Raw genomic sequence first — 15,713 nt, 5'->3', positions numbered from 1 at the left:
TGGTGAAGGGTCGGGGTGCGTACGGCCACCCCGACCACCGGCGTGCCCGAAAGCACGGGTTCGCCTCCGCAGCGCCTCGATGACGCGGCCACGGTCGACGACGGGGCTTGCCAACCGTCGACCCCCTCGCCCCGCATCCATCCCCGGGGTGCACCTCGGCACCGCATCGGCCATCGAACCGCTGGGACTCCACGTCACCGGGGTTGCGAACGGGGCGACGAGGCCAGGCTCGGGCCCCCAGCGCTCCTCGTGGCCCCGACGCCCCCGAGTTCTGACTCCGCGCGGACCTATGGCCTCACCGACCCTCTTTGATACAGTGAAACATTAGTAGGATCTTTGTATCTTCGGGGGGCGTCAAATGGAACGTGCACGCCAGAGGCAACAGGGAGGCGCCCGTGCAGACCGGCCCCGATCCGTGGACGGCGGGGACGGGGCGGACTGACGCAGGGGCTGACGTTGCGCAGGCGCGTCGCGGCTGAACCGCACCTCACCACCGTCGAGTCCACGTACGCGTGAACTGCCCACCGGGCTCACCGCGAAGGAACGATCCGCCCGGACGCGCACCGCGAGGTCCGGATACGTGGACTCCCGCCGGATGCCTGGCGCGCCAAGTGACCCTCCGTCACCGCACGCCGTAGCCCGGCACTGTCTTTTCTTGCCCGTAAGAGCCTGTAGAGACTGCTTCGAGGAGACATCATGCGCAGGACCAGTTGGGTGCTGACCGGAACCGCGGCGGTTCTGGTGGCGGCCTCGGCCGTCACGCGGTTCACCGTCTATCCCGCTCTGCACCAGGTGCCGGCCGACACCAAGAGCACCTTCCAGTACGAGGGAACCGCCACACTGCTCAACGCCGCCGCTCTGAGGGCCGGCGACATGGACAAGGCGTTCCTGAGAGACGTGCCGGTCACGCTGGACCGGCGCATAGAGGTACGGGACGTCGACGGCCGGACGGCCGTCGTTCTCGACGACGTGGCGCTGCGCGGACGTGACGGCACAGAGATGAGCGCCTCCCAGCACACCTGGGCTGTGGACCGGCGCGACCTCACCGAGCGCCCCGCTCCCGAGGGTTCCGGGGCCGAGAAGCACGAAGGGCTGGTCATATCCTGGCCGCTGGAACCCGACGAGCGGGACTACCGTTTCTGGGACACCGGAACCCGGACCGTGTCCACCGCACGGTACGAGGGCACGGAGTCCGTCCGCGGGCGCGAAGCGTACGTCTACGACATCGACTCCAGCGGGCCCCTCGCCGATCCCTCCACCGCCGCATCGCTGCCCCGCGCCCTGCCCCGGGCGGCCGTGCTGGGTCTGATCTCTGCGCTGCCCGCGGAACAGCGCCCGGACCAGAAGGCGTTGGCCGGTCTGCCCGAGGCGGTGCCGCTGTCCTACACCTCCACCACCGAGCGACGCGGCTGGGTCGACGCCGCCACCGGTCTCTCCCTGAACGGCACGCTGCACCAGACGGTCCTCGCCCGGACCGAGGGCGCCGACGGGCCGGTCGCACTCTTCCCCGTGACCGATGTGAACGTCCGGGGCGCCGACGCGTCGGTGCGACAGCAGGCCGACGATGCGACCACGACCGGACGTTTGCTGTGGCTGGTGGGCGTCGGCGGACCGCTGGGCCTGCTCGTCGTGGCCCTGCTGCTCATTGCCCTGGCCCTGAGATCGTCCCGCCGCCGGGCCCAGCCGGACACCCGGACCGAGGAAGCCGGCACGGACACGCAGGCGACGTCGACGCCGGCCTGATCCCACACGGCCGGCAGGCAGGCCGCGGCCCAGGCGTAGAAGCGCGGGAGTGATCGTCGACCGCGGAGTGGAAGTGGTAGTCGAAGCCCAGGCCGCAGATCGGCCGGCCGGCGGAGCGGAGTGATCAGGTGGTGCTCGCCGATCGCGCGTAGGAAGTCCTGGATCGTGACGAGCAGTTCAGCGGCCCACCCCATGGTGTGCGCAGGGTCGTCGTCAAGACGGCCGCAGGAGTCGTCTGCCGTCGTCGCACGTCTCTGTGAACGCGTGGAGGGGCCCGGGAGCTTGTGCTCCCGGGCCCCGAAGGAACTACTACACCATCTGCCGACCCTGGTACTGCGTCGGCCTTCTGTTTCCGCCGACCCGACCTGAGCTTCGTCGGGCGTGCGGGGATCGCGGATGCGTGACCGGAGACCACCTCACTTCGATGTCCTGCGGCACCCGGACCGTCGTGGCGTCCGGGCGATCCTGATGATGCTTGGCTCCTCCGTTCCTTCCCTCTGGTGATCAACTGCTTACCAAGCGGGGCACTGCGTACTGCTGAGAATGCGAACTGCGGGTACTGCTCTACTGCGAACCGCTTGTACTGCTATGGCCTGACCTAGCGCCACTTCCGGCAGCCAGCCCCGTCGCCCATCCTGCGTGTGCTCGGGCTTGGAACCCCACTGCCGAACCTCCCGGTGCGCGCGCCCGCAGCCGACGCCTTCACCGAGGTGCTGCTCACCACTTCACTGCGGGGTACTGCCAACTGCGGTACTGCTCACGGCGGCCCCTTATCACTGCGGGCCACCCGGTCCGGTCGTCAGTCCCGTTGCCGTCCTGCAACACCCTGGCTTCGAAACTCCACCACCGCACCGACCTGCACTTACGCGTACTGCTTCCCGGCAGTTCATCTCTGCCGGGCCTGCTCGATCTCTTGGCTACGGACAAAACATTAACCCCAGCAACAGCCGTATGTCTACTCCCGCCATGGCAGATTTTCTGTGAGGACTGACAGTGAAGAACTACCGTCCGCATCGCTCAAAGACTGCTCCGGACACCCGCTCGCGAGGCGTGGAGACCGCCGTATCGGGCAGGAGGGACAGCACGGCACAAGCGGTACAACCGATCACACGTGGGGTGTACGCGCATGAACAGCACGGCGATCAGCATCATCTCGGCACCTTCCGTACCGACCGTGGTCCAGGGCGACAGTCCAGCGGGCATCAGCCGGGCCCGCCGGGCCACCCGCGCCTTTACGGACCGCCTCACCCCCGCGCCCGGCCCGGACACGGTGGAAGCACTCGTCCTGGTGGTATCCGAACTCGTCACCAACGCCCTGCGCCACGGCGGCGGCCGCTACACCCTGGAACTCTCTGTCGGCCCGTGCACGGTCACCGCCGCGGTCAGCGACCTCAACCCCGCACACCCACGGGAGCGCGCCCCGGACCTGGGCGGTGGCACTGGCGGCTTCGGCTGGCACATGATCCGCCGCCTCACCCACCACCTCGCCATCACCCCCAGCATCAGAGGCGGGAAAACCATCCACGCCCAGTTCCCCCGCTGACACTCAGCGGATTCCCGACGCGCCACCGTGGGACGGCCCAGTCGAAGGACAGCACAGCGCAGAAAAAACTTCGGAACAGTGTTCGGTCGACGGCTCAGCCGAATGCCGCTACCGAAACCTCAATCAGAGGCTTCGCCTGCCTGCCTACCGCGAGTCGGGAGTCCATCCGGCGGGGAGCAGCGATCCGGCTGCAAGGTTCGTGGCCCGGCCGGGCGCGGCGGAGCTGCGGCACGTGGACCATGCCACGTGCCGCAGACTGCTGTGCATGGGCGCTCTTGATGCGCCTGGACACTGGGTTTTACAAGGCGTGCAGATCCTCGCCGGCAGGGGCGCCGGGCCTGCTAGGTGTTCAAGACCTGTGCGAGTACGACTCGGACTACGTGCTCCTGTACGGCACCGTCGGCGTGTGCGGCCGCCTGGTCGGCGGACGCGTCGAAACTACGCCGATCTTGCCGGGCCGCGTGCACAATCTGACCACCCACCGCGTCATCCGAAGCTTCGGATGCCAGGGCGTCAGGCCCGTCGCCGGCCGCCACTGCATCGGCGCCTGGGGCATCACTGCGGCCGCCCGCCTCGATGTCACCGACCGAGTGGACGCCCAACCGGGCATTCGCCCAAGCCTGCGCTCGTGTCGAGCGAGGGGACGCCCGCTGAAGTCCTGACGGACGTCACAGCGGAGAGTCATTGCAGCCCGAACCGGATGACGCCCATCGCTCCCGCGGGAGCTGCCGTCACCTCATTCGCGGCGACGGGCGCTACCAGATCCTGATTTTCGTGATCTTGTGGATGGGCTCGCCGGTGACCTTGCCGTAGCTCCACTTCTCAACGGTCTCGCTGGTCGTCGGCGCGCCGAGCCTCGGCACGTACTCGAACGTGACCTTGTTGTTGCCGGTCCAGAACTGGTCCACGCCGTAGATCGCCACGCTTTCCACGCCGGCGTTGGCGAAGCAGAGGGAGCCGCCTGAGTTGTGAAGCGTCAGGTAACCCGATTCATTGCAACCGACGCGGTTGATGGCGGACGCCGACGAAGCCGGCAGTACAACGGCTATGGATCCGGCCGCCACGACTACCGCGAGGCATGTGAGGAAGCGCTTCACTGGTGAGTTGTTCCAGTGCCGCCGAGGGCCACAGCGCACGGCGGCATCGTAAGGACGCAGGAACGTCCAATGAGCGCAACGGGGGAATGGCTGCTCCCGTTCACCACTTGAGCGTCTTTCTTCGCACGCGGTCGCCATCTCCCTCAGTGTCTGTCGGCCCGTGGTCGTGGCCACGTCCCGGATGAACCGCCGCCACCTTCGGCGAAACGGCACCCCGGCAGGTACGACCCTCGAACGCACCGGACGTCATCACGGGCAGGTGATGACGCCGCACGCACGAGTCGTGCGAGACGTGGCACCTGGCTACGGCTAGCTGTACTGACCCGCAGGGTCGACGTCGCGGCACGCTCTCCGCGATGCCGCGTCCCAGGATCGAGTACAACGGCTGCCCGGTGACGAACCACTTCGAGTGACACTCCCGCGAGCCCGCGCCAAGGGCCGAGAGGAACCCCGGCCGCCGCACGGCTGGGGTTCCTCGAGACGGTGGTGTCGGTCAGCAGGTGGAACCGAGCTCGCCGTGAATCGGCAAGGTCAGCGCTGCAGGGTGAGGACGCCCGGCCGCCACGGCAGTTGATTGTAGTCGCCGCCCGCTGCCGGGTCCTTGCCCTGGTAGAGGAGGCGCAGGTTGCAGGGGTCGACGGTCATGGTCTGGTCGGGGTTGTCGCGGACGAGATCACCGTGACTGATGTCGTTGGTCCAGGTGGCACCGCTGTTGGCCTTGCCCGCGAAGGGGGTGCTCTCGCTTGCGGCCTGCGGGGTCCACGACCCGTTCAGGCTGGAGGCCGTGAAGGAGCGGAAGTAGCGGCCGTTGGCACCCATCGCCTCGACGATCATGAGGTACTGGCTCCGGCCCTGGACCTTGTAGACCTGCACGCCCTCGAAGAGGTTGGCCTTCGTGTCGCTCATGATCGTCGTGTACGACGAGCCGAAGCTGCCCGGGAAGTTCCCGATCGGCATGCTCGCCCGGTAGATCTTGCCGTTGTCACCGGCGAAGAAGAGGTACATGTTCTGGTCGTCGGCGATCAGGGTCTGGTCGATCGGGCCGGTGTCGGAGCCGGAGATGCTCCCGGTGAACAGCGGCTGCGGGGAGGACCAGCCGTTGGGGTTGGTGGGGTCGCTCGACGTGCGGTAGATGAAGGGCCACGCACCCCACTGGTAGGCCAGCACCCAGATCTTCTTGGGCGCGAAGTAGAACAGCGTGGGCGCCACCGCGGCCTGGCTCATCCCTGTCTGGCCGGCCGACGCCATGTCCGACCAGTTCGTGAAGGGGCTGAACATCATCGAGCCGTACGACGAGCCCGACACGTTCGACGCGTAGACCAGGTGCTTGCCGTTGTGCGTCACCGTGGTGAAGTCCTTCACCGCGGCCCAGCCGTTCGCCGGCTTCGCCAGAACACCCGTGGACGACCAGCGGTACGTCGACGGAAGTGCACACCCGCCGTCCGTCGGCGGGGTCCCGGTCAGACCGGTCCACTTCTGGTTGCTGCCGCCGTCGCACGTCCCCAGCTGGACCGCCGTGCCGTTGGCCGTACCGGCGCCCGCGACCTCCAGGCACAGCCCGGACTCCGTACCGACGACCGTGCTGTCGGAATTCACCCGCCACTGCTGGTTCGCACCGCCGGAACAGCCCCAGATCTGCACCCGGGTACCGGCCGTGGTGGCATGCCCCGGAACATCCAGGCACTTGGTGCCGTACACGGTCAGCTGACCGGCATCCGTCGAGGTCCACTGCTGGTTGGTGCCGTTCCAGCAGTCGTAGATCTGCAGGTACGTGCCGTCGGTCTGGACGGCGCCCGGCACATCGAGACACCGGCCGGAACCGGCGTTACGCAAGGCGCCACTTGCAGCGGCCTGAGCCGGGGTGGCGACGAGCATCGCCGCCAGCGCGCCCAGGGCCGCGACCACGGCGGCGAGCACCGCAGACGGATGCCTGCGACTGAAACGTCCTCTGTGCATGGGGGCTTCCTCAACGTTGAGTACGGTTCCGGCCGGCCTCGTCGGAGGTCGTCCGGACTTTCGGTTCGGCGCGGTGTGCAGTGGTCTACGAGCACCACTGCATACCCCTTGTGGTTTCCCGGCCCTTGACGACCTCGAGAGGGACCGGTGACGCCCGGCGCCTTCGGACGGCACGGGCGTCCGAGCGCCCGTGTGGCACGGCCGAAGAGGACGACGCCGAGTATTTGACGAGATCATGACATATATCGGCACGACTCCTTACGGCACCGCGTTCGAGCCATGCGACCCCAGGTTGCCCTGCTTGCGACTCGACGTGTTCGCTATACCGAACAAGGGTCGAAGTGTCGAGCGATCCCCATGATAGGGAGCCGCTGAACGACGTCAATACTTCTCGCATGTGCCGCTGTACACGTCGAAACATCCGCGGGAGCCCATACGGGAAACGGCACACCAAATGACCGAGTCGCACCAGATGAGCGTCCGCCCGCACGCTCCGGCCCCACGACAAAGCGCCGACGGCCGCGTCAAGGGCTCACTGTTCGACAGACGGGGGTTCCGAAACTTTCGAACCAAGACCAGAAACTTTTCCCTGTCACAAGTATTGACGACGCATCATCAACACCTCAATCATTCCTGTCTGGGAAACCGGCCACAGTTCATCGCTCCGATCGCACCGGCCTTGGGGAATCCGTGCCGCACAGCAGATCCGCGCATCAAAGCACCAGCGCCATCCGTTTCATCCGGTGAGGTTCGCACCAGCGCATCCTGGCTCTTCACCCCGGTGGAGAGGTACGCGACGCCGCTTGGTGGTCCCCCGACTGAGCCGCGACGCAGTACTTCCGTGTCTGCGTCGAAAATCGTCCGGTCCCCTTGACCGCAGTGTCAGGTGATTCCATTCCGTGCTGCCCGGGCTCCGGCACGCCCGTCCGTCCGTCCGTCTGTCCGTCGACTTGGCGCGGACGACGCAACCCCCGCGCTTCAGCCCTTCCGTGATTTCTACCTTGGAGGCACAGTCATGGGCTCGTACGTCCTACCCAGACCCTTTGTCCGCCTGAAGATCCGTAGCCTGCTGTTGGCGCTGGTCGTCGGCGTCCTCGCTGCGGTCACCACACTGGTGGCCCCGCCGACCTCACACGCCGCAGAGAGCACGCTCGGCGCCGCGGCGGCGCAGAGCGGCCGGTACTTCGGCACCGCCATCGCCTCGGGCAAGCTTGGCGACTCGGCGTACACGACGATCGCCGGCCGTGAGTTCAACTCGGTGACGGCCGAGAACGAGATGAAGATCGACGCCACCGAACCGCAGCGGGGCCAGTTCAACTTCACCTCCGCCGACCGCGTCTACAACTGGGCGGTGCAGAACGGCAAGCAGGTGCGCGGCCACACCCTGGCCTGGCATTCCCAGCAGCCCGGCTGGATGCAGAGCCTCAGCGGCAGCGCACTGCGCCAGGCGATGAATGACCACATCAACGGCGTGATGGCCCACTACAAGGGCAAGATAGCCCAGTGGGACGTGGTGAACGAGGCCTTCGCAGACGGCAGCTCGGGAGCCCGGCGGGACTCCAACCTGCAGCGCTCCGGCAACGACTGGATCGAGGTCGCCTTCCGCACCGCGCGCGCCGCCGATCCGGCGGCCAAGCTCTGCTACAACGACTACAACGTCGAGGACTGGACCTGGGCCAAGACCCAGGCCATGTACGCCATGGTCCGGGACTTCAAGCAGCGCGGCGTGCCGATCGACTGCGTCGGCTTCCAGTCACACTTCAACAGTGGCAGTCCCTACAACAGCAACTTCCGCACCACTCTTCAGAACTTCGCTGCCCTCGGCGTCGACGTGGCCATCACCGAACTCGACATCCAGGGCGCCCCGGCCTCGACCTACGCCAGCGTGACCAACGACTGTCTGGCCGTCCCGCGCTGCCTCGGCATCACCGTCTGGGGCGTGCGCGACAGCGACTCCTGGCGATCGGATCAGTCGCCGCTGCTGTTCAACAACGACGGCAGCAAGAAGTCCGCCTACACCTCCGTCCTCAACGCACTCAACGGCGGCTCGTCCACACCCCCCACCGGTTCCGGAGAGATCAAGGGCGTCGGTTCAGGCCGGTGCCTGGACGTGCCGAACGCCAGCGCCACCGACGGCACGCAGCTGCAGCTGTGGGACTGCAACGGCAACACCAACCAACAGTGGACTTCCCCCGCCGGTGGCGAGCTTCGGGTCTACGGCAACAAGTGCCTGGACGCCTCCGGGACCGGCAACGGAGCCAAAGTCCAGATCTACAGCTGCTGGGGCGGCGACAACCAGAAATGGCGCCTCAACTCCGACGGATCCATCGTCGGCGTCCAGTCCGGCCTCTGCCTCGACGCCGTAGGCAACGGCACCGCCAACGGAACCCTGATCCAGCTGTACTCCTGCTCGAACGGCAGCAACCAACGCTGGAACCGCACCTGAGAGGACCTGCCGCCGACAAAAGGGCCGAAGCGATGAGGGCCGGCAGTGCGGCTTCTCCCGCCTCTCCAGGAAGATGTCGTCGATGGGCCCGGGTCGCCGCCGTGAGGGCGGCGACCCTCGCGATCAGGCAGCCTCGCCGCACTGAATCCGGCGCCCGCCGAGGCTGCGCGCGGGTGGAGACCAGCAGAGCGCCGGCCACCACGGCCCGACCAGCGGTTTTTGCCGGGCCGGCCCCGACACGGGCCGTGCCCGGCTGATCAACCACACCACCGACGTCGGTAGATGGCCATGGCGCGGCGGTCGTCCTCACGCACGGGGCGACCACCCCAGCAGTGTCCCGGCGACGCAGAGCTGGTCCTCCCAGGGCTCATGGCCCTGCCGTGACGCCGGGAGTCGTTGACGTAGAACACCGGCAAGCGCTCCGACGCCCAAGCGCGCCCGGCCGCTGCCCTCATCCCCCGGTGCTGGCGGCACTTGTGGTCCCCGCCGTTCCCGCTCGATGAACGACTGGAGCGGCACGGCAAAATCAGCGGTCCCGGCGTCGATGTGCTGACGGGTAGGAGAGCAACGGTTCGCACATGGGCGATAAGGTTCGCCGGCGGCAGTAGTTCGACGTCGTTGAGGACGGAACGTATGACCGACGGTTCTTATGGGAGTCATCCGGAATACCTTCCGGACTTCGTGAATGACCCTCGCGACGATGACGGCCGACAGGTGATGAAGCTGGATCTCGCCGAGAACCGCGCACTGGCCGCAGCGACGCTGAGCAGATTTCCGGCTGCTGTCGGCGACGTGATCGACTTCGAGACCACTCCGTTCGAAGACCGCCTCTGGTGGGACGACGAGGAGCACTGGACCAGGATGGCGGCCGTGCTGCTCTCCCCGTATGTACAGCGGGGCGAGCGGATCGCCGTCATCTGGGGCAACTGTCTGATGCCGGCCGTGACCATGCCTGCGGATGTTGCGGTGCGACATGCGCGGGACATCCTGGATGCCGGGCCGCACTTCTGGATCCACCCGCTCGGCGGTGCGGTGCTCATCGAATGCCTGATGGATGGACGAGTGACGGTCGTGACGATTCCATCGAGCTGAGTACAGAATCAGCGAGAACGCCCCGCCGAGGAATGGGCGGGGCGCGACCGCTAGCACTCCACAAGGCCCGCAACGTCATCGAACGCTGCTTGTGGCGCACGGCGCCTGCGAGCCGTGGGGCCGGCGACCGCCGTCGTACCGGGGCGGTCCGGGGCGGGGCGTGCGCCCCGTTCCGTCGGGGCTTTTGGCGGGCTCTGCCGCGTCACGTCCGTCCGTCGTTCTCTCGCGGTGTCCGCCGGATGCCCCGGGCGGAGCCGGTGTGGTGCCGGCTGCGCCCGGGTGCGTCGGAGGGCCCGTGTCAGTGCTTCTCGGGACGGGCGCGGCCCAGGCCGAAGGCGACCAGGGCGGCGGTGGCCAGGACGACGGCCGCGTCGATCGCCAGGACAGTGTGGACGCCTGACAGCCGGTCCGAGGTCGTCGTGGCGACGACGCCGAGCAGTGGGATGCCTACGGTGATGCCGACCTGTTGTGTGGAGGTCACCAGGCCGGTGGCGAGCCCCTGCTCTTCGTCCGGCACGCCGGAGGTGACCGTCAGGCCGTAGGCGACGATGGCACCGAGGTTGCATACGCAGGCCAGTGCGAGGCAGAGGGCCGCCGGCCACACGCTCCAGCTCTCGGTCCCGATGACCAGCAGCCCCGCCACGGAGACGCCCTGCCCCACGAGGGAGGCGACCAGGGTCCAGCGGGCTCCCAGGAGGCCGAGGACTTTGGGGACGAAGCCGCCGGAGACCGCGGCCGCGGTGCCCTGGAAGCCGAAGACCAGACCGGTCTGGAACGCCGAGAGCTCCAGTACCTCCTGGAGGTAGAGGGTCATCGCGAAGACGACGGTGCTCATCATCGAGAAGGTGACCAGACCGCCCAGGTTGCCCCAGGCCACCGTGCGGCGTCTGAGCATCGGCAGCGAGATCAGCGGTTCGGCCGTGCGGGACTCCACCAGGACGAACGCCACCAGGAGCACCACGCCCGCGATGAGCGCCGCGATCACGTCGGTTCCGCCGAAGCCCTGGTCCGCGGCGGTCGACAGGGCGTAGATCAGGGCGAGCAGAGCGCCGGTGACGGTGACGGCCCCCGGCACGTCCAGACGGGGCCGCTCGGGCCGTCGGGACTCGCCGAGCAGAGTGGGGGCGAGCGGCAGGACGATCAGAGCGAACAGGGCGAGCAGTGCCATCGTCGAGCGCCAGCCGAGGGTGTCGGTCAGGACGCCGCCGAGCACCATGCCGGTGGTGAAGCCGAGCGAGAGCAGCGTGCCGCTGATGCCCAGCGCCCTGTCACGCAGGGGGCCTTCGGGGAAGGTCGTGGTCAGCAGTGACATGCCGGTCGGGACGATCGCCGCCGCGCCGAGGCCCTGGAGAGCGCGTCCGGTGAGGAAGGAGGCGGGGTCCCAGGCGAAGGTGGCGAGCAGCGAGGCCGCGCCGAACAGGGCGAGTCCGGAGAGGAACAGTTTCCGGCGACCGTACAGGTCCCCCATCCGTCCGAACAGCAGCAGGAAGCCGCCGGAGGGCAGGGCGAAGGCGGTGACCGCCCATTGCAGCTCCGCCTGTCCGAGGCCGAGGTCCGTGCCGAGCTGTGGCAGGGCCACGTTCAGTACGGAGAAGTCGAGGGCGATCATGAACTGTGCGGCGCACAGCACGAAGAGGATCAGCCGGTCCTGCCGGGACAGGCGGACGGGCGCCCCGGCGGGTGCTCGGTGGTCGGGCGTGGTGGGCCGGGGCGGGCGGTCCTCACGCGTGAGTTCGTCGTCGAGGTGCTGGGTCATGGTCTTCCTAGGGGACGGGGGCCGTGGCGGGCCGTGGCGAACCGGTTGGGCCCGGCAGCTACGGCGGGTACGGCTGACAGGGGCGGAAGGGCGAAGTGTGCGGGCGAGGGGGCGGGAGGGCTCCGGGGCCGTGGCGGTCAGTCGGGTGCGATAGGCCTCAGGGTGCGAAAGGCGCCGCCTTCGAACACGAGGGGCGGTGCGTCCCGGAGCGTTGCGCAGCGTTCCACGGCGCCTATCGCGATGACGTGGTCGCCCGCCTCGACGAAACGCACGAGGCGGCAGGCGAAGTAGCCGATGGCTCCGGCCAGGACGAACCCCCCGGCCGGCAGGGCCCCGGACGGGTCGGCGGTCTCGGCGAAACCGCCTGTGCCCATGGGCCGGTCGGGGTCGGCGAACCAACGCGCGACATAGTCCTGTTCGGCGGCCAGTACGTTGACGACGAACGTGCCGGATTCCTGGATGAGGTCGCGGATGCGGGCGCCTTCCTTGACGGAGAACGACGCGAGAGGCGGGGTGAGTGAGAGTGTGGTGAAGGAGCTCACCGTCATGCCGTGCACCGAAGGGCCCCGTCCGCTGGTCACCACCGTCACCCCGGCGGGCAGACAGCGGGCCGCGGCGCGCAGTTCGGCCGCGCTGACCGTGGCCGGTTCGACACCCGTGGTGCTCACGGGGCCTCCTTCGGCAGGCCTGGCAGCGGCTGTGCGCCGAGCAGGACGGCTGCGAGGTGCGAGACCCCCGCGCCGAACAGGACGAGTGAGTCGTCGCCCGTCGCCCCCTTCGGCGCGTCCTTCTCCTGCGCCGGCCGGTCGGTCTTCTCCTGCGCCAGCCGGTCGGTCTTCTCCTGCGCCAGCCGGTCGGCGAGGTTGATCAGCGGATCGCTGCCCAGGCAGTGGGCGATCCGGCCGATGTTGCCGAGCGAGAGCACGTCGCCGAGTCCCACCTCGCCCAAGTACAGCTTCAGGACGTTGCGGGCGAAGTTGCTGGGCAGCACGGAACGTACGGTGCCCAGGTCCGTTCCGGTCCGTTCGGCGAGGCGGGCGAACAGGGCGCGGTGGGCGTTGATCCGGGACAGCAGCTGTTGCTGGGGCCCGCCGCCCAGGTTCAGTTCGGGTGCCGAGTGGTGGGCCATGGCGCGGACGGGGAGTCCGGGCGCGGTGGCGGAGACCAGGACCGATGCGGCGGCGTCGCTCGCGATCGCCGCGCCGCCGGCCACGATCCGTGCTCCGCCGGTCGCCCGGTCCGCGAGGTCGCCGGTGACCACCAGGACGTTGCGGGCCGTGCCGTCGCGTACGTAGGAGGCCGCCGTGCCCACCGCGACCATGGCCGTGGCGCAGTCCATGAGTCCCGTGGTGAGCACGGTCGCCCGGTCCATGCCTGTTTCGTCGAGAAGTTCGGCGACGTCGCGGTGGGCGGTGCGGTCCCGTGGCAGCGAGTCGGTGGCCAGGATCACCATGTCGATGTCGGGTCCCGGCACGTGGGCCTCGGCGAGTGTGCGGCCCACGGCAAGGGCCATGAGCTCCGTGACGTCGGCGTCCGACCAGCGGTAGGTGTGGAAGCCGGCTGCCGGTGCGGTGAGTTCGGCGGCGGCCGCGGGGTCGGCGAGCAGTTCGGGCAGCCCTGTCACCGGTTCGGCGCACTCGCCGAGCTCGTAGGCGGGGGCGCACAGCCGTGGGGTGATCACTGGTGTGCCTCCTGTGCCGCGGTGTGCGCGAGGGTGGTGAACCGCTCGGCGAGGCGGCGCACGGTGGCCTCGTCGTAGAGGCCGGTGTCGAACTCCAGCCATCCGGTGACCCCGGCCGGGCCCGGATAGACGGCGAGGGTGAGGTCGAACCGCGCGGTGCCCTTGTCCAGGTCGAGGGTGGTGACCTGGGCGCCCTGGATGCGCCGCTCGTCCGCTGCGAGGTTGTCGAAGACGAAGACGGCGTCGAAGAGCGGGTGGGTGCCGGCGACGCGCCGGCCGGCTTCGATCAGCTCGCCGGGGTAGGAGGCGTGTTCGAGTCCGGCGCGGGTGGCGGTGCGCACGGCGCGGACCCGGTCCTGGTGGGACCCGGTGCCGCTGTCCCGCAGCCGTACGGGCAGGACGTTGAGGAGGTAGCCCACGACGGTGTCGGTGCCCGGGCGGTTGCGGCCGGTGGTGAAGGTGCCGAGCAAGGTGTCCTCGGTGCCGGAGAACTCCGCGAACGTGGCCCAGGCGATGGCCAGCCAGCCCGCATACGCGGTGGTGGCCTCCCTCTTCGCGGACGCCGCGACGGCGTCGGCGACGGATGCAGGCAGGGTGAACGCGACGCGCTCGCCGCTCCGCCGGGTCGCGTCGCTGCGGGGGCGGTCCGTCGGCAGCGGCCGGGGGGCGTCGGCGGTCTCGGCCGCCCAGTAGGCCGCGCCGGCCCGGCCGTGAGGGCCCCGCAGCCAGTTCGCCTGGTCGAGGGCGAAGGCACTGAACGGGCGGGAGGGGGCTGCGGTGCCGCCCTCCCGGGCCAGTTCGTCGAGCAGCAGCTCGAACGACCAGGCGTCGAAGACGAGGTTGTGGACGGCGACCAGGACCCACGCCAGGTCGGGTGTCGGTCCTTGGGCCAGGGTCACCCTCAGCAGCGGCCCGGTGGACAGGTCGAACGGCTCCGCCGCCATTCGCAGGGCCTCGGCGTGAGCCTCGGCCTCGTCGGCACAGTGGATCCGGGAGAGGCGAGGAGCCAGTTCCTGGTGGACGACGCGGCGCACCGTGCCGTCGCCGGAGGTCTCGAAGGTGGTGCGCAGCGCCTGGTGGGCGGTCACGAAGCCGTGCACCCGCTCCGCGAGCAGGTCGAGGTCGACCGGTGCTCCGGTGAGCCGTACGGCCTGGCACACCACGTCGACGGGGCGGCCGTCGACCTGGTGATGGACGCGCCACAGGCGCAGCTGGCCCGGTGTCAGTTCTCCGGTGTCGGGCTGCTGTTGGGGCAGCGCGGCGCGGAGCCGGGCGCGTTGTTCCGGGCTGAGTGCCGCGAGGCGGGTGGCGAGCGTGTCACTCATGGGCACCGCCTGCGCAACTCGTCGGGGTGGTGAGCCTGTCGCTCATGCGTACCGCCTGCGCAGCTCGTCGAGGTGGCTGAGGCTCTGCACGACGAGGTCCTCGTCGACGCCGAAGTCGATGAGGCAGGCGATCTCGGTGACGCCCATCGCCTTGAACCGGTCGACGACGGCCCCGCAGGAGTCCGGGGTGCCGAGCAGTGCCCCCTTCTCGAAGTACTTGTCGAAGGCGAACTCGATCAGCTGGTCCTGGTCGCTCTGCGTCATGTCGCGCACGCCGGCGCCGGGTGCGAGGTTCTTCTTCTGCGAGTCGATGACGGTGAAGAAGGAGCGCAGGTAGTCGCTGAAGGGCTCCCGGACCGTCTCGCGGACCTCGTCGAGGTCTTCCCCGATGAACGTGTGGAGCATCAGGGTGACGGTGACGCCCTGCGGGTCGTGTCCGTGCTCCTGGAGGGTCTTGAAGTACAGGGCGAGTTTCTCCTCCAGTTCCTCGTTGGTCATGTCGATGAGCGCGGTCAGGACGTTGCAGCCGAGCCGGCCAGCGGCCTCGAAGGTTTCCGGGCTCTTGGTGCAGGTGAGCCAGATCGGCAGCTCGGGCTGGACGGGCTGGGGGTGCAGCTCGACCTCGACGTGGTTGCCCAGGCCGTCCTGTACGTAGACCGGGGCACCCTCCCACAGTTCGCGCAGGGTGGTGACCGCGTCGAAGGTGCGGCTGCGCCGGTCCTCCCACCCGGTCGGGTTGATGGCGAAGTCGACCGGGCTGAAGCCGGTGGCCAGGGCTATGCCGGCGCGTCCGCGCGAGAGGTTGTCGACAACGGACCATTCCTCGGCGACGCGGATCGGGCTGTGCAGCGGGAGGATGACGCTGCCGGCCCGGATCTGGAGCCGCTGGGTGGCCATGGCCAGGCCGGCTCCGAGCACCGAGGGGTTCGGGTACAGGCCGCCGAAGCGGTGGAAGTGGCGTTCGGGGGTCCAGATCGCGGTGAAGCCGTTCTCGTCGGCGTACTTGGCCGCGTCCAGGACGAAGCGGTATTTGTTCTTCTCGTCGCCGGAGAAGAAGATCAGGCTGAAGTCCAC

Annotated in this window: 11 protein-coding genes and 1 pseudogene; 4 read left to right on the top strand and 8 right to left on the bottom strand. The window is 68.8% G+C overall.

Going from position 1 to position 15,713, the window contains the following annotated elements; translation table 11 throughout:
• Positions 1-696 precede the first annotated feature (696 nt).
• Positions 697-1,743, top strand: coding sequence for a porin PorA family protein (locus ABZY45_RS13285; RefSeq protein WP_356739322.1), 1,047 nt, complete (start codon positions 697-699; stop codon positions 1,741-1,743).
• 110 nt (positions 1,744-1,853) lie between these two features.
• Here the strand turns inward: ABZY45_RS13285 and ABZY45_RS13280 are convergent.
• Positions 1,854-1,985 (bottom strand): annotated as a pseudogene (locus tag ABZY45_RS13280) (MerR family transcriptional regulator); the annotation flags it as partial.
• An 884-nt stretch (positions 1,986-2,869) separates the two neighbouring features.
• On the opposite strand from ABZY45_RS13280, the gene ABZY45_RS13275 reads away from it, so the two are divergent.
• Positions 2,870-3,286, top strand: a complete 417-nt coding sequence (locus ABZY45_RS13275; protein ID WP_356739320.1) for an ATP-binding protein — start codon at positions 2,870-2,872, stop codon at positions 3,284-3,286.
• Positions 3,287-4,041: 755 nt separating this feature from the next.
• Here ABZY45_RS13275 and ABZY45_RS13270 read toward each other — a convergent pair.
• Both ABZY45_RS13270 and ABZY45_RS13265 read right to left on the bottom strand, forming a co-directional pair.
• Positions 4,042-4,383 carry a beta/gamma crystallin domain-containing protein gene (locus tag ABZY45_RS13270; protein WP_356739318.1) on the bottom strand — a complete coding sequence of 114 codons (342 nt, stop codon included), beginning with the start codon at positions 4,381-4,383 and terminating at the stop codon, positions 4,042-4,044.
• Between the two features lie 531 nt (positions 4,384-4,914).
• Positions 4,915-6,339: a non-reducing end alpha-L-arabinofuranosidase family hydrolase gene (locus ABZY45_RS13265; RefSeq protein ID WP_356739316.1), complete on the bottom strand. Its 1,425-nt coding sequence runs from the start codon at positions 6,337-6,339 to the stop codon at positions 4,915-4,917.
• Positions 6,340-7,354: 1,015 nt separating this feature from the next.
• On the opposite strand from ABZY45_RS13265, the gene ABZY45_RS13260 reads away from it, so the two are divergent.
• Both ABZY45_RS13260 and ABZY45_RS13255 read left to right on the top strand, forming a co-directional pair.
• A complete protein-coding gene (locus ABZY45_RS13260; protein ID WP_356739314.1) occupies positions 7,355-8,785 on the top strand; it encodes an endo-1,4-beta-xylanase in 1,431 nt (476 codons plus the stop codon).
• A gap of 633 nt (positions 8,786-9,418) precedes the next feature.
• A complete protein-coding gene (locus tag ABZY45_RS13255) occupies positions 9,419-9,877 on the top strand; it encodes a hypothetical protein (protein WP_356739312.1) in 459 nt (152 codons plus the stop codon).
• A 298-nt stretch (positions 9,878-10,175) separates the two neighbouring features.
• On the opposite strand, the gene ABZY45_RS13250 is transcribed toward ABZY45_RS13255, so the two are convergent.
• From ABZY45_RS13250 to ABZY45_RS13230, 5 genes are all read right to left on the bottom strand, one after another.
• Positions 10,176-11,633, bottom strand: coding sequence for an MFS transporter (locus ABZY45_RS13250; protein ID WP_356739310.1), 1,458 nt, complete (start codon positions 11,631-11,633; stop codon positions 10,176-10,178).
• Between the two features lie 137 nt (positions 11,634-11,770).
• Positions 11,771-12,301 carry a flavin reductase family protein gene (locus ABZY45_RS13245; protein WP_356739308.1) on the bottom strand — a complete coding sequence of 177 codons (531 nt, stop codon included), beginning with the start codon at positions 12,299-12,301 and terminating at the stop codon, positions 11,771-11,773.
• Positions 12,298-13,314 carry an acyl carrier protein gene (locus ABZY45_RS13240; protein ID WP_356739306.1) on the bottom strand — a complete coding sequence of 339 codons (1,017 nt, stop codon included), beginning with the start codon at positions 13,312-13,314 and terminating at the stop codon, positions 12,298-12,300. The genes ABZY45_RS13245 and ABZY45_RS13240 overlap by 4 nt, the downstream gene beginning before the upstream one ends.
• Positions 13,311-14,639 (bottom strand): condensation domain-containing protein, encoded by a 1,329-nt coding sequence (locus ABZY45_RS13235; RefSeq protein ID WP_356739303.1) that lies wholly within the window; start codon positions 14,637-14,639, stop codon positions 13,311-13,313. The genes ABZY45_RS13240 and ABZY45_RS13235 overlap by 4 nt, the downstream gene beginning before the upstream one ends.
• 42 nt (positions 14,640-14,681) lie before the next feature.
• Positions 14,682-15,713 (bottom strand): MupA/Atu3671 family FMN-dependent luciferase-like monooxygenase, encoded by a 1,032-nt coding sequence (locus ABZY45_RS13230; RefSeq protein WP_356739301.1) that lies wholly within the window; start codon positions 15,711-15,713, stop codon positions 14,682-14,684.

Source organism: Streptomyces sp. NPDC006516 (assembly GCF_040611875.1).
In the GTDB taxonomy this organism is placed as follows: domain Bacteria; phylum Actinomycetota; class Actinomycetes; order Streptomycetales; family Streptomycetaceae; genus Streptomyces.
This window is presented reverse-complemented; position numbering and strand designations above follow the sequence as displayed.